Source organism: Vibrio floridensis, from assembly GCF_021852965.1.
Classification (GTDB): domain Bacteria; phylum Pseudomonadota; class Gammaproteobacteria; order Enterobacterales; family Vibrionaceae; genus Vibrio; species Vibrio floridensis.
Map to the genome: position 1 here is coordinate 83,106 of NZ_JAKGCY010000003.1, position 14,865 is coordinate 97,970.

Annotated in this window: 15 protein-coding genes; 3 read left to right on the forward strand and 12 right to left on the reverse strand. The window is 48.0% G+C overall.

Annotation, left to right across the window (positions count from 1 at the left end; all coding sequences use genetic code 11):
* Positions 1-14: 14 nt before the first annotated feature.
* The 8 genes from rnd to LZU85_RS06730 form a co-directional block, all read right to left on the reverse strand.
* A complete protein-coding gene (gene rnd / locus LZU85_RS06695) occupies positions 15-1,130 on the reverse strand; it encodes a ribonuclease D (protein WP_176297621.1) in 1,116 nt (371 codons plus the stop codon).
* Between the two features lie 87 nt (positions 1,131-1,217).
* Positions 1,218-2,915, reverse strand: a complete 1,698-nt coding sequence (fadD, locus tag LZU85_RS06700) for a long-chain-fatty-acid--CoA ligase FadD (protein ID WP_045623991.1) — start codon at positions 2,913-2,915, stop codon at positions 1,218-1,220.
* Between the two features lie 121 nt (positions 2,916-3,036).
* Positions 3,037-3,891 carry an alpha/beta fold hydrolase gene (locus tag LZU85_RS06705; protein WP_013572211.1) on the reverse strand — a complete coding sequence of 285 codons (855 nt, stop codon included), beginning with the start codon at positions 3,889-3,891 and terminating at the stop codon, positions 3,037-3,039.
* On the reverse strand, positions 3,891-4,445 hold the full coding sequence (locus LZU85_RS06710; RefSeq protein WP_072602797.1) for a Slp family lipoprotein: 555 nt from the start codon (positions 4,443-4,445) through the stop codon (positions 3,891-3,893). The genes LZU85_RS06705 and LZU85_RS06710 overlap by 1 nt, the downstream gene beginning before the upstream one ends.
* Positions 4,446-4,486: 41 nt before the next feature.
* The gene (locus LZU85_RS06715; protein ID WP_011078256.1) at positions 4,487-4,792 is read right to left on the reverse strand and encodes a hypothetical protein; all 306 of its coding nucleotides are present in this window, start codon (positions 4,790-4,792) and stop codon (positions 4,487-4,489) included.
* Between the two features lie 25 nt (positions 4,793-4,817).
* The gene (gene tsaB, locus LZU85_RS06720) at positions 4,818-5,519 is read right to left on the reverse strand and encodes a tRNA (adenosine(37)-N6)-threonylcarbamoyltransferase complex dimerization subunit type 1 TsaB (RefSeq protein WP_237286743.1); all 702 of its coding nucleotides are present in this window, start codon (positions 5,517-5,519) and stop codon (positions 4,818-4,820) included.
* On the reverse strand, positions 5,520-7,439 hold the full coding sequence (locus tag LZU85_RS06725; protein ID WP_237286744.1) for a DNA repair helicase YoaA: 1,920 nt from the start codon (positions 7,437-7,439) through the stop codon (positions 5,520-5,522).
* 97 nt (positions 7,440-7,536) lie between these two features.
* On the reverse strand, positions 7,537-7,737 hold the full coding sequence (locus LZU85_RS06730; RefSeq protein WP_011078259.1) for a hypothetical protein: 201 nt from the start codon (positions 7,735-7,737) through the stop codon (positions 7,537-7,539).
* 195 nt (positions 7,738-7,932) lie between these two features.
* Between LZU85_RS06730 and purU the strand changes: the two genes are divergently transcribed.
* On the forward strand, positions 7,933-8,766 hold the full coding sequence (gene purU / locus LZU85_RS06735; RefSeq protein ID WP_011078260.1) for a formyltetrahydrofolate deformylase: 834 nt from the start codon (positions 7,933-7,935) through the stop codon (positions 8,764-8,766).
* Between the two features lie 61 nt (positions 8,767-8,827).
* On the opposite strand, the gene LZU85_RS06740 is transcribed toward purU, so the two are convergent.
* Positions 8,828-9,424 (reverse strand): VOC family protein, encoded by a 597-nt coding sequence (locus tag LZU85_RS06740; RefSeq protein ID WP_237286745.1) that lies wholly within the window; start codon positions 9,422-9,424, stop codon positions 8,828-8,830.
* A gap of 220 nt (positions 9,425-9,644) precedes the next feature.
* Here LZU85_RS06740 and argS point away from each other — a divergent pair, with 220 nt between their 5' ends.
* On the forward strand, positions 9,645-11,378 hold the full coding sequence (gene argS / locus LZU85_RS06745) for an arginine--tRNA ligase (RefSeq protein ID WP_011078262.1): 1,734 nt from the start codon (positions 9,645-9,647) through the stop codon (positions 11,376-11,378).
* 126 nt (positions 11,379-11,504) lie between these two features.
* On the forward strand, positions 11,505-11,933 hold the full coding sequence (locus LZU85_RS06750) for an HIT family protein (protein WP_011078263.1): 429 nt from the start codon (positions 11,505-11,507) through the stop codon (positions 11,931-11,933).
* 108 nt (positions 11,934-12,041) lie between these two features.
* Here the strand turns inward: LZU85_RS06750 and LZU85_RS06755 are convergent, their stop codons facing one another.
* From LZU85_RS06755 to LZU85_RS06765, 3 genes are read right to left on the reverse strand one after another with little or no spacing between them, the layout of a single operon-like run.
* Positions 12,042-12,272, reverse strand: coding sequence for a FeoC-like transcriptional regulator (locus tag LZU85_RS06755; RefSeq protein ID WP_011149800.1), 231 nt, complete (start codon positions 12,270-12,272; stop codon positions 12,042-12,044).
* On the reverse strand, positions 12,269-14,545 hold the full coding sequence (feoB, locus tag LZU85_RS06760; RefSeq protein WP_237286746.1) for a Fe(2+) transporter permease subunit FeoB: 2,277 nt from the start codon (positions 14,543-14,545) through the stop codon (positions 12,269-12,271). The genes LZU85_RS06755 and feoB overlap by 4 nt, the downstream gene beginning before the upstream one ends.
* Positions 14,545-14,772: a FeoA family protein gene (locus tag LZU85_RS06765; protein ID WP_011149798.1), complete on the reverse strand. Its 228-nt coding sequence runs from the start codon at positions 14,770-14,772 to the stop codon at positions 14,545-14,547. The genes feoB and LZU85_RS06765 overlap by 1 nt, the downstream gene beginning before the upstream one ends.
* Between the last annotated feature and the right edge of the window lie 93 nt (positions 14,773-14,865).

Below are 14,865 nucleotides of genomic sequence, written 5' to 3' on the forward strand. Positions count from 1 at the left end.
GCTCCAAGCGTGCTCTAAATTAGCTTGTTCATTTTTTCGCCCAGAATGTCTAAGCGCCAACCTTGCATCAAATCTGGCAGGCGATTTTGATCGCGCTGATGTTTCCATACCCAACTGATCAAGTGATTAGTCTGCTTCTTCGACGCTAAAAACTCGCTCGCTAAACCTGTCGCTTTTGACGCGCGAGTGACTTCATCTTTTAGTTTTTTGAACAACTGTTTATAGCCCGGCAAATCCATCAAGCGTTCAATTGGCGCTGGATAGTCTTCAGGATCGGTCTCACGCGCCGACTTCACCATCGCCGCAATGCGATTGCCATGACGCTGTACTGAGCGAACATCCATCCCCTCTTCTTCCATGCGCTTAAAACTGGTTAACCCTAAACGTGCCACCGTGAGTAAGTCGTGTTCTTTGAAAACAAAGTTCAACGCTAAGTCACGACGAATCGCCTCTTGCATACGCCAAGTCGCAAGCGGTTTGAGTATTGCAAGCTCTCTTGGCTTAAGCTGCCAAGCCCCTTTGATATCGAGGTACGCCTCTTCGGCATTCGGCGTTTTTACGCGCTTGCTTGCTTGCAGTTCACTCTCTTGTTGAGCCGCTTGCCACCAGCCCGCTGCCATCACTTTTTCCAACAAGATGTCGTACAGCGGCAGCAAGTAGTGAACGTCTGCCGCGGCGTACTCAAGCTGTTTGTCACTCAGAGGGCGAGCCAACCAGTCGGTGCGCGACTCACTCTTATCCAGTTCCACGTTAAGGTACTGCTCGACCAAGGCAGCAAAGCCCGTCGATAGACCGTGGCCCAAAAACGCGGCCATGATTTGCGTATCCACCATCGGTACCGGTATCGCACCAAACGCATTGTGGAACACTTCCAAATCCTCACCGCACGCGTGAAGCACTTTCATTACCGAGGCATCGTTAAGCAACTCAGTAAACGCACTCATATCAGTCAGCACCGTTGGATCAATCAGCGAGAGGGTGTCACCATCAAAAAGCTGAATTAAGCCCAATTGTGGGTAATACGTTCGGGTGCGGACAAACTCGGTATCCAACATCACAACGTCTGCTTCGCGCGCTTTACTGCATACCCTAACTAGGTCTTGGTTTTCGGTAATAATTTGGTAATTCACTCGTCTCTCGCTATCGCTTTGAAAATAAAAATGCCAGCCTTGGAATTCGGCTGGCATTTTAACACTCTTCGTGACACTTTGCGCGGCTTACGCTGCCTCATTCTCTTTGGCAAGCTTAGCATCATTTTCATCGCGTAATACGCGACGCAAAATCTTACCGACGTTGGTTTTCGGCAGATCTTCACGGAACTCAATCAACTTCGGCACTTTATAGCCTGTCAGGTGCTGACGACAGTGATTGATGATCTCTTCTTTGGTCAGGCTTGGATCACGCTTAACCACATAAATCTTCACGACTTCGCCAGAGACTTCGTGCGGCTGACCGATGGCCGCCACTTCAAGCACCTTGCCGTGCAGCGCAACCACATCTTCGATTTCATTTGGATAAACGTTAAAACCGGACACCAAAATCATGTCTTTCTTACGATCAACAATGTGCAAGAAGCCATCTTCATCAAATTTGACGATGTCACCAGTCGATAGCCAACCGTCATTGTTGATCACTTCTTTGGTCGCTTCTGGGCGCTGCCAGTAACCTTGCATCACCTGTGGGCCACGCACTTGCAACTCACCCGTTTCACTATTAGCGAGGGGTTCACCTTCATCGTTCACAATGCGAACTTCTGTTGATGGAACGGGCAGACCAATGGAACCGTTGTAATCCACAAGATCGTGCGGATACGCGGCAACCAGTGGTGAACACTCGGTTAAACCGTAGCCTTCGAGCAGGTAACAGCCTGTGGTTTTCTTCCACTTCTCCGCCACCGCGCGCTGAACGGCCATGCCACCACCAACAGCCAGTTTCAGATGGCTGAAGTTCAGTTCATGGAAATCTTCATTATTGACCAGCGCGTTAAACAGCGTGTTTACCCCAGTAATGGCGGTGAACGGGTATTTCTGTAGCTCTTTAACAAACCCTGGAATATCGCGTGGGTTGGTGATCAACAGGTTGCGGCCACCCATTTCGATGAACAGCAAGCAGTTCACCGTTAAAGCAAATACGTGATACAACGGCAGCGCGGTCACCACAAGCTCACGGCCAGGCTGAAGAACCGGACCATACATGCCTTTAGCTTGCATTACGTTAGCAATCATATTGCGGTGAGTAAGGATTGCGCCTTTCGCCACCCCAGTGGTACCGCCGGTGTATTGCAAGAAGGCAATATCATCGCCAGTCATAAAAGGTTTGACGTACTGAAGACGACGGCCTTTGTGCAAGGCTTTGCGCATCGAGATGGCCCCTGGCAGATCGTATTTTGGTACCATGCCTTTGACATATTTCACAACAAAATCAACGATGGTGCCTTTCGCACGTGGTAACATTTGGCCAAGGCTGGTTAGAACCACGTGTTTAACTGGCGTGTTCTCAACGATCTGCTCTAGCGTATTGGCAAAGTTCGACACGATCACAATCGCGGTGGCACCAGAGTCGTTGAGCTGATGTTCCAGTTCACGTGGGGTATACAACGGGTTTACGTTCACAGCAATGCAGCCAGCACGTAGCACACCAAACAGTGCCACAGGATATTGCAGCAGGTTTGGCATCATTAATGCCACGCGATCGCCTTTTTTCAGTTTCAACTCGTTTTGTAGATACGCAGCAAACGCACGGCTGCGCTCTTCTAACTTGCGGAAAGTCATCACCGAACCCATGTTCATAAACGCAGGTTGGTCGGCGTATTTCTGCACTGATTGCTCAAACATTTCGACCAGTGACTCGTACTGATCTGGGTTAATGGTTTCCGGTACGTCAGATGGATAACGTGAAAGCCATGGTTTTTCCACGATGTTACTCCTCGTTTAAAGCTGGCCTACGCAAGAGAAGCTTGCGAGATAGCGTCCTTTTTATTTGTTCACTATTACAGCACAGCAGGCATGCTTGAGCACGAAACTCTCAAACACTTGTTTAAATTTTGTTAACTACTCCAAGAATTCGCATTGCGACCTCGAGTGATTGCTCTAAGTGACAGTGATGACCGCCTTGCACTGTCTCAATTTGGGCTGGATTTTTCGCATTTAAGTGACTGATATCCTTAAGCTCACGAAATCCATTTTCGCCTAATATGATCAGATGAAAACAGGAAATTTGGTCTAAAATCGTTTCGGCATGTTTCTGCGAGAGTCGATACAACGAATCACATTTCAGTTTTGCATCATGACGCCATTGCCAAATGCCATGGCGATGTTCAACACCACGTTCGACGATGGGTCGCAATGCATCCGCAGAAAGCTGATTGGCAGCGACGCGAAGCATGAGCGCTTCATCAAAACTACTGAGATTACGGGAGGGTTTCGCACGCAAACGATTACGGCTGAGTACCCCTTGCCTGAGCCTTTCAACCGCCTTTTGCGGGGCTTCAGCCAAAGGCCCGTAACCTTCTATCTGAACCAGAGCTGTCACCTGTTCAGGAAAGGCCGCACTATAACAACTTGCAATCAAAGCACCAAGTGAATGGCCTACTAGTAGCAGTTTATTTGGCGATAAAACACGCAAAAACTGATAAACGTCATCGATATAATCATGAAATGGATAAAAATTATCCAATGACTTGTGCGAAGAGAGACCATGACCGGGAAGATCAATGGCGCATAGGTGAAGCTTAGGGTTTTGCTGATGCAGCTCTGCCATGACGCTATGAAAGCTGGCGGCGTTATCCAGCCAGCCATGAAGAAAAACGACTGATAAATCAGCCGTTTTTACATCACCATACTCGATTGCTGCCAGCGTTCCACTAGCGATAACATAACGCGTCTCACGCATTATTTAACATCTTGAATGATTTTACCGTCACGCGGGAAGTCGCGCATTTGTCGGCAAGTAATCGAATAACACGGGTAGAGGTAGCTTGAAGTGTCATACACTCTCACTCTTTCTTCGATGGTCCAAAGGCGATAACCGTAGCTCTTCACCACTGGAAAAACATAATCATACTCGCCGATTTTGCCTTGCTCTTCCCCTGCAGCAGTGCCGACTACGGTAATCAAACGTCCTTGACTAAACGCAACGGGCTCTAAATAGCCATCAAGGTAGGCAACAAAACGTCCATTGGGTTCTTGGCTAATGTCGGGCTTGCCGTTTTTATCGATCGGCAAGTTAACAATTTCAATGCGCGTTTTGTCTTTGAGATTGTCCACTTTAGCAATCACGCCACCCAAACGAACATCTTGCGTCACCATGCCTTGGCTTTCAGCAAAGATTTGATAGTCCGTTAACACATCTTGATTTTGTGCCGTCAGTTCTTGCGGTAAAGAGCTGCATGCGGCCAAACCGAGCAAAGCGATCATTGCGAAAAGAGAGCGAACCGTTTTCTTCATTATTTACCTGCCTGTCTTAATTCATCAAAGCAACAAAAGGGTCAAATGTAGATATCGACACCGAGCAACTGGGCGAGTTCCTCTCTTTTGGCTTGATTCATTACGTCCATGTATTCTTGCATTGCACGTCGAGCTTGACCTTCGGGAAGATCATACTGAATTTGCGCTTTATGAATGTCAGATTCTTTGACATTTTGGATGCTATGGGCAACAGCATTGGCTACCTTGGACGTTTGACCAACCGCTTGTTGCTGTTGGTTTTTCGCCACCTTACGCTTGTTGCTGCTTTTATTCGTTCGTTGCGTCCCGGGAATAATCGCAGGAGGTAAACCGTTAATTGAAGCCATCGCGTTCCATCACTTTAAGTGGGCGTTATTCACGCCCTGGTAGTTTTTTCCAAGCCACGTTATCGCGCAGATAAACTGGGCTAGACTCTTCCACGGCGACCGTATTGCCCGCCGCAAGCTCATACTTAGCAAGGACAACAATGTCTTGAGCATCAGGGTAAAGAACCTCACCCGCTTCGATGTTCAACGGCAAATTGGCTAAGCTTTCAGCGTAGGCATCCCATCCTGTACCCGCGCTTGTCCAGCTCTGTTGATCGGCCGTGATATTTTGTGCTAATTGCGCCGGAGGAATGACGCATTCTGCGTCCACGGCAACCCAACTGCCATCTTGCTGACGCTGGTAGCGTCCCCAATAGACCTCATCCATGCGCGCATCAATCGCAGCCACCACCGAGGTCGCGCGGTGTACACGGTAGGAACCTTGCGCCATCGCTGCCAGTGTTGAAATGCCAATCATTGGCAAATCCGCACCGAATGCTAAACCTTGTGCAATACCGATGCCAATTCGCACGCCAGTAAAACTGCCTGGGCCACGGCCAAAAGCGAGCGCATCTAAATCGGTCAGTGTCAATCCAGCTTGTTGCAACACCTCTTCCACCATAGGTAGGACTTTTTTGGTGTGGTCACGCGGGGCCACTTCGCTACGTGAGAAGACTTGTTCGCCGACTAAAAGGGCGACTGAACAGTTTTCGGTTGCAGTGTCGATAGCAAGAATTTTAGCGCTCATTCAGTTCTCTGTTTGTTCTGTTAGAAATTGTTGAATCAAATCCAAATCACGGGTTCTCGGGATCGGAGGTAAGCTGGCAAGAAAAATGCCGCCGTACTCTCTTGTGACCAAGCGGTTGTCACAGATGATTAAAGCCCCGCGATCTTTTTGATCTCGAATCAGACGCCCTACCCCTTGTTTGAGCGTAATGACTGCATCAGGCAGTTGTACTTGCTCAAACGGCTCTCCGCCTCGTAATCGACAATCTTCGATACGAGCTTTAAGTAGCGGGTCATCTGGTGATGTAAAAGGAAGTTTGTCGATGATAACACAGCTTAAGGCGTCACCTCTAACATCGATTCCTTCCCAAAAAGCGCCAGTGGCCACCAGCAACGCATTCCCCAACTCCATAAATTCCGCTAGCGTGCGCTGTTTGCTCATCTCGCCTTGCAATAAAACAGGCAAGCCTAAAACCTCGCGAAAACGCTCGCCCAATTCACGCATCATCGAATGTGAAGTACAGAGGAAGAAACAGCGCCCTTGGTTGGATTCAATCACCGGTGCCAACATGCTCACCAGTTTTTGCGCCAAACCTGGGCTATTGGGCTCTGGTAGATAGCGAGGGACGCACAATCGCGCCTGCTCGGCATAATCAAATGGGCTTGGCAATGAGAATTGTTTTCGCGGCTTTAAGCCTAAGCGGTCGGTAAAATGACTAAAATCGTCCCCCACTGCCAACGTGGCCGAGGTGAAGATCCACGCACCCTGCTTGATCTCTATTTGCTCATGAAATTTGTCGGCAACAGAGAGCGGCGTGATGTGCAATGTAAAATGGCGCGGCGAGGTATCAAACCAGTATGAATAGCCCGTTATGCTGGTATCACACACTCGTTCTAAACGACCTTTGATAAGGTTAGCGCGCTCAAACGCCACATCAAGCAATTGGCAGCGACCTAACGCGAGCTTGAGTACATCGATGGTCAAATCCAACGCATCCACCAACCGATCCACTTCGCGCTTGATGGATGACGACTGTAAGGCATCACGCCAATTGCCACGAAAGCCGGGCTCACCCAGCACAATGCGCATATCCATTGCGGTTTGGGCTAATTTATCCCCCACTTTTTGCAACTGACGCATGTCTTTCACTTCCGTGCGATAGGCAATTTCAATGTCTTTGGCCAAATCGAGAATCTGGCGGCTGGAGAGTGACTGACCAAAATATTCGCTCGCAATATCAGGCAGTTGGTGCGCTTCATCGAAAATAAACACATCCGCTTCGGGGATCAGCTCACCAAAACCGGTTTCTTTGATCGCCAGGTCGGCAAGAAAAAGGTGATGGTTCACCACCACCACATCGGCATCCAGCGCTTTCTTTCGCGCTTTTAACACAAAGCAATCTTGGTAACTTGGGCAATCTTTACCTAAGCAGTTGTCATTGGTTGACGTGATGGTGGGTATGATCATGCTGTCTTCTGGCAACTCTTCACAATCACCCAAATCGCCCGTTTTGGTTTCCGAAGACCAACTGCGCACTTTGACCAATTGGCTTAATGACGTGGAATCCGATTCATTGTGATGCACTTCGACCATTTGTCGGCTTAAACGCTCTAAACACAAATAGTTGGAGCGGCCTTTCAATAACGCGACTTGTCCAAAAAAGCCCAACGCATCGGTCATGAGCGGCAAATCACGATGAAAAAGTTGTTCTTGCAAGTTTTTCGAACCGGTAGAAATAATGACCTTTTTGCCACTTAGCAGAGCTGGCACCAGATAAGCGAAGGTTTTGCCGGTTCCGGTCCCCGCTTCAACCACAAGCTGTGTTTGCTGTTGGATCGCCTCGGCGACCGCTTCGGCCATATCGACCTGAGGTTGACGAGCTTGAAAGCCGGGAATGGCCTTGCCTAAAGCACCTTTGGAAGAAAACGTTTTTGCTATCATTCTGTGTTCTGCTGAGGGGTCAGTGGCACAGATTATGTCAGGTTTGTCTTTTTGAGGCGAATCCGAATTGTCTTCGCCTCGGCAGGTATTTGGTCGGTTATTTGCGGTTTAAATAGCGTGCAAGCCACGCTGGGCCGGTGAATTGATCCTCTTCCCCTAAGATGGCCTTGGCCGCTTCGGCTGGAGAAGCTCGATTTTCCCAAAGTTCAGTAATGCGATCCTCATCTATTTCATGGTTACCGAGCAGAGAGCTCACTCTCTCTACATACAGTTTTCGAGCCAGTAGATCTTTGTCCATATACACCACCTCTATGATTCTTATGAAGGCTCAATTCAGACAACGTCTTCAGCCAAACGTTTTGCTGGAGAATTTGTTTGAAACCATCTTAATAATAGATTATCTATTAGGCCTGTATTGCGGTTTAGTTCACCGTTCGACGCCCAAACAATTATTCGTACCATAAAAAAAATAAATCACGGAAGTATCTCTAATATGGAAAAGAAAACACTACTGACTCATTGCTCAGACGCGCCGGGTCTGATCTCTAAAATCACCAACATTTGTTACAAGCATCAACTGAATATTATTCACAACAATGAGTTTGTAGATAATTCCAGCGGTCACTTTTTTATGCGAACCGAGCTGGAGGGATACTTTAACGACCACACTTTTCTTGCCGATCTCGACCAAGCGCTGCCACAAGGGGCAAAACGTAAACTCGTCAGTTCTGAGCGCAAACGCATTGTGATTTTGGTTACCAAAGAAGCGCACTGCTTAGGTGATATTCTGATGAAGAATTACGACGGTAGCTTGGATGTTGACATTGCTGCGGTGGTAGGTAACTACGACAAACTGCAAAGCCTCACGGAAAAATTCGACATCCCTTATCACCATGTTTGTCATGAAGGACTCGATCGTGAAAGTCACGAGCAGAAGATGCTTGAAGTGATTGGTCAATATCAGCCCGATTATTTGGTGCTAGCGAAATACATGCGTGTGCTCACGCCAGGTTTTGTTGAGAAATATCATCATAAGATCATCAACATTCACCACAGCTTCTTGCCTGCCTTTATTGGCGCGAAACCTTATCAACAAGCTTTTGATCGCGGTGTAAAAATCATCGGTGCTACGGCACACTTCGTCACCAATGATTTAGATGAAGGCCCAATCATCAAACAAGACGTGATTCCGGTTGATCACAACTTCAGCGCGCAAGACATGGCGCAAGCGGGTCGAGATGTTGAGAAGAATGTGTTGAGCAAGGCGCTTAATAAGGTACTGAATGACCACGTTTTTGTGTATGGCAACAAAACCGTCATTCTTTAAGCATGGAATACGGCGAACTAAAAGGGTTGCAATAATTGCAACCCTTTGTTTTTCTGCGCAGCTAGGCTTGCTCAGACTCAACAATACGTTTTAATGAATGTGGGTGCAGCTTGATGCAAATGCCTTGGTACTTGAACGCAACCGTCGGATTGTTCAACCGCTCACCTTCCCCCTTTGGACTCGACAACTTCACCTTAACCCCCAGTTCCTCGAGTTTGCTAAACTGAGCGCCAAACGCTGGATAAGTGTGTTTCAAATCCGCCAAATAGTCTTCGGCCGTTTGAGCATGAGATGGGACGACAAACTCTACATGTTCCCAACCTTCTTGGGGATACGCTTTTCCTTCTGCCGGATAAGGCAGCTCTAAGCATTCGATTTTCCAACCGCGACTGACCAGTGGCGCATCAAACTCGATCACAATGATCGGACGACCATTGATGTTCGCCTGTGAGATCACTTTGCCTTGTTCACTCCACATTTGCTGCGACAACTGAGCGGTTTGATTCTCGTTTACGCGTAGCGCAATATGATCCGCTTGAGCAAAACTCAAATCCAGTTGCAACAAATCGGCCAGCGACTCGATTTTCTGCATGAAACCGGGTAAATCCTCTAGCATCTGTTGGGGTGTCAGGCGTTTTTCTGCCAGCAAATTACTCATTTTCGTTCTCTTCACACTTTTTATTTCTGGGCGTCATAGTAACAACTTCAGGCAAAATTGGCAGTCCTGCGAGTACTTTAATAAAAAGTCAAAATTTCACTAAATCGGCTCTGTATGAAAGGCAATATAATTGCTATCATTAGCCCCATTTTTGTGAACTCAAACAAAACCCGGCCTCTCTATTTCCGGGTTTTTCGTCCTTGAATTGAAGGAAACGCGTGTGAATATCCAAGCACTTATTAACGACAAAGTATCTCAGGCTCTTGAAGCTGCTGGCGCTCCTGCAGGCAGCCCTGCAGCGGTTCGCCAATCCGCTAAGCCACAATTTGGTGACTACCAAGCAAACGGCGTAATGGGCGTAGCAAAACAGTTGGGTACTAACCCTCGAGAATTTGCGCAAAAAGTATTGGATGTTCTAGACCTAGACGGCATCGCAAGCAAAACCGAAATCGCAGGTCCTGGTTTCATCAATATTTTCCTAAGCGAAGAGTTCCTCGCGAAGCAAGCTGAAGCGGCACTGGCGGATCCTCGTCTTGGCGTCGCCTCAGAAGAAGCACAAACTATCGTTGCTGACTACTCTGCGCCAAACGTGGCAAAAGAGATGCACGTTGGTCACCTACGTTCAACCATCATTGGTGATGCGGTGGTACGTACCCTTGAGTTCCTAGGTCACAAAGTGATCCGTGCGAACCACATCGGTGACTGGGGTACTCAGTTCGGTATGCTTATCGCCAACCTTGAGCGCGTGCAGCAAGAGTCTGGCGAAGTTTCTATGGAACTGGCTGACCTTGAAGGTTTCTACCGCGAATCGAAAAAACTCTACGACGAAGATGAAGAGTTTGCAGTAAAAGCTCGCGGCTACGTCGTTAAACTGCAAAGCGGCGACGAGTTCTGTGCAGAGATGTGGAAGAAGCTGGTTGACGTCACCATGATCCAAAACCAACGCAACTACGATCGTCTCAACGTCTCTCTATCTCGTGATGACGTCATGGGCGAGAGCATGTACAACGACATGCTACCTAAGATCGTAGCCGACCTGAAAGCTCAAGGTCTTGCGGTTGAAGATGACGGCGCGCAAGTTGTGTTCCTTGAAGAATTCAAGAACAAAGACGGCGAGCCTATGGGCGTTATAGTACAAAAACGTGACGGTGGCTTCCTCTACACCACAACGGACATCGCGTGTGCGAAATACCGTTACGAAGAGCTAGGCGCAGATCGTGTGCTTTACTTCATCGACTCTCGTCAGCACCAGCACCTAATGCAAGCTTGGACGATCGTTCGCAAAGCGGGTTACGTGCCTGAATCTGTCTCTCTTGAGCACCACGCGTTCGGTATGATGCTAGGTAAAGACGGTAAGCCATTCAAAACTCGTGCGGGTGGTACGGTTCGTCTTGCTGATCTTCTAGATGAAGCAGAAGTTCGTGCAGCGCAACTGATCGAATCTAAGAACCCAGAACTAGCTGAAGACGAGAAGAAAGCGATCGCGAACACGGTTGCAATGGCAGCGGTGAAATACGCCGACCTTTCTAAGCACCGTACCACAGACTACGTGTTCGATTGGGACAACATGCTAGCGTTTGAAGGTAACACAGCACCGTACATGCAATACGCTTACACTCGCGTAGCATCTGTATTCGCTAAAGCTGGCGTTTCTATGGATGATCTGCAAGGTGAAATCAAAATCACTGACGAGAAAGAGAAAGCACTTATCGCTAAACTGATGCAGTTCGAAGAAGCGGTTCAATCTGTTGCTCGCGAAGGTCAGCCACACATCATGTGTAGCTACCTATTCGAACTCGCAGGCCAGTTCTCTAGCTTCTACGAAGCATGCCCTATCCTCGTTGCTGAAGACGAAGCAGTGAAACAAAGCCGTCTGAAACTCGCTGCGCTAACAGCGAAGACCATCAAGCAAGGTCTGTCTCTACTTGGTATCGATACGCTAGAACGTATGTAAGAGGTTCGAGGTTCGAGGTTCGAGGTTCGAGGTTCGAGACAATAAAGAAAGGTTGACGTGAAAGCGTCAACCTTTTGTTTTATCTGACGTATACTGTTGTCATTCAATTCAAACCGGACAACAACAATGAGTTTTGAACTGCATCCTCAACTGGCCAAAGACACCACGGTGATTGGCCACTTCCCACTGTGTGTGGCATTGCTGCATAAAGACAATGCCGTGCCGTGGGTGATTTTGGTACCGAAACGTGCAAACCTAAAAGAACTACATCACTTGCCAATGCAAGAGCAACAACAGTTTTTGCTCGAGTCTCAAGCAGTAAGCCAAGCACTGGAAGCGACATTCCGCCCAGACAAACTCAACCTTGGCGCATTAGGTAACATGGTGCCACAACTGCACATTCACCACATCGCGCGCTTTAAAGACGACGTGGCGTGGCCAGGACCCGTTTGGGGCAATACCAACGGAGAGTTCCGCACCGAAGAAGAACAAAACGAACTGCTTGTTCGCATCAAAAACGTCCTATCACTGAGCTCAATCTTCCAAAAAGCCTAAATCAAATCGCTTGTTGATAGCGGGACTGAAAGAGTACCAGGGCGCGATAGAAAAGCCGCATCATTACTGATGCGGCTTTGTCGTTTTTATCCCATTTGGCGTCTGAGACTACATGGTTACGGTCAGCGATAAACCATCTTGTTTGGTCACTGCGTAGCGAACGCGAGTGACACTATGAGCTTTATTGGTGTCGACTAAGCGGCTAATTTTACCTTTCTTGATCCACACGCTTAACATCGCATCAGCGCCATCTTCACTCATCCCAAACTGCTTAGCCAGATCTGACTGGGAGACGGTTCCTTTGTCTGCAATATATTGATAAAGCTCTTTTAATATCATGCTACCTGCGCCTCAAATACTCCTCGTTGCTTGTCACCTACGCGCTTAAACACACGATACGTGGCAAAGAAAATGGCGACAATCGCTGCGATCCAAACACCACTGCTGACAGGGCTATCCACAAAGTGTGTCAACTGGTTGTAGAAGGTCGCACAAAGGTAGGCCAGAGCCATCGTCCACACGGCAATAAAGCGTGCAAACTTATGACCGAACTCGCGAACGTATGCCCCCATCGCGGCCACACATGGGGTGTACAACAAAATAAAGATTAAGTAGGCAAAAGCCGCATGACCAGACGCAAACTGCGCTTTAAGGTTACCAAAGATCGAAGCATCGACATCTTGTTCCTCTGCCACAGCATCTGAATCCGTTAGATCTCCCACCTCGATACCCAATGGATCTGAATAGCTCAAACCCGCTAAGTTTTCAGGGATACTCATCACGGCTTCTTCTAGGCTGGCCATCAGATCAAACTCTGCTTCTTCTCCATCACTTGGTGTGGTGTATAGACTATTAAGCGTACCCACTACCGCCTCTTTGGCGAAGATACCTGTGATGATACCGACTGTCGCTGGCCAGTTGTCTTTCTCGATGCCAATCGGAGCAAACACGGGCGTTACCACTTGTGCGGCTTTTGACAGAACCGAGTTTTCGCTGTCTTCGTTGCCGAAGCTGCCATCGGTACCAAGCGAGTTTAAGAAACTTAGGATCGCAACCACAACAACGATGGTTTTGCCTGCTCCCAAAACGAAACGCTTCAGTTTTTGCCATGTTTTGATCACCACGTTTTGCAGTGTTGGCAGTTCGTAATCGGGCATCTCCATCACTAAACTGTCACTGCTACCCGGGTACAGTGTGTGCTTAAGGAAGAGACCCGTGAAAATCGCCGCGACGATACCAAGTAGGTAAAGCGCAAACACAATATTTTGCCCAGCACCTGGGAAAAAGGCGGCAGCAAATAGCGCATACACAGGCAAGCGAGCACCACAAGACATAAATGGCGCCATTGATGCTGCCAGTTTACGTTCACGCTCTTGGTCTAGTGTACGCGTGGCCATAATGGATGGCACGTTACAGCCGAAACCTAAAACCAGTGGTACAAAAGCTTTACCCGGCAGGCCGATCTTCTGCATCACTTTATCAAGCACAAAGGCGGCACGAGCCATGTAGCCTGAGCTTTCAAGCACTGCGAGGAAAAGGTACAAACAGGCGATAACCGGAATGAAAGTCGCCACCGTCTGGATACCACCACCGAGTCCATCTGCCAGTACCGTCACCAACCACACCGGCAAGTGTCCGTCTAACAAGTGGTGGCCTCCATCAACTAATAGAGCACCGACACCGATATCAAAGAAGTCAATAAAGGCACTACCAATGTTGATAGAGAACATGAACATGAGGTACATCACAACGAAGAAGAACGGAATACCGACCCATTTGTTGAGAATAAATTGGTCCAGCTTTTCAGTGACACTGCGGCTTAACTTACCTTCGCTACGACGGACCTTTTTGCACTCCTGATGAAGATGCGTATATTTGACGTCAGCAACGTGTAAGTCCACATCCAGATTTAATTCCGTCACGACTTCTTCAACACGGAGGCGATCCACATCAGACATACTGTTTAGTACCAGAGCGTCTTTCTCGAGAGCACGAACGGCGAGTGCTCGATGGGAAACCGTTTGATCGTTAAATAGCGTTGAAATGCTATCAATCGCCGCTTCCATCGCCGGACCATAGTTCAAAGCAATCTCTTTTAGTGCCACACCTTGAACCACAGATTTGTGCAGTTTCTCTTTAAACTCCGCGACTTGTGCTTTGTTCGTTGCGGATAAACTGATCACCGGGCAACCGAGGCTTTTTTCTAACTCAGCCACATTGATGATCTGACGCTCACGTTTAAGCGCATCCATTTTATTCAACACAACAATCATCGGACGGCCAAGTTCGCGCAATTGCAGTGTCATGTATAAGCTGCGCTCAAGGCTCGTTGCGTCCACCACATTGATGATCATATCGGCTGGGTGAGTTAAGACCGCGCGGGAAGCAATGGATTCATCAATACTGTTGCTGTCGTTACCACTATCCAGCGAGTAGATACCCGGAAGATCTGTCAGTAAAAACTCATCACCAGCGTGATGGTAACGACCGGTTTTCTTTTCTACCGTGACGCCAGCCCAGTTGCCCACTTGCTGTTTCGCGCCAGTCAAACCGTTAAATAACGTCGTTTTTCCGCTGTTAGGATTACCGACCGTCAGAATTTGATACTGCATTATTGGCACTCCACTTCGATGGCTTCCGCAATTTTTTCTCGCACCGCTAACGATACACCACGAGCTTCTATTTGTAGTGGATCACCCATTGGAGCTCGACGAATAAGTCGTACAGACGTGTTTGGCAAAATACCCATCACCATGAGTTTCTTTCTCACGTCGCTAGTGAGTCCATGAATAGCCACAACCGTCGCGCTCTGGCCTTGTTTTAATTCTGATAATTTCATACTTGCCCGAAAAGAAAGTGTAAATGAGAAATATTTTTATTAATGATTCAATAATATGCCTGAAACTATCACTTTTTATTGTCTGAAATCAAA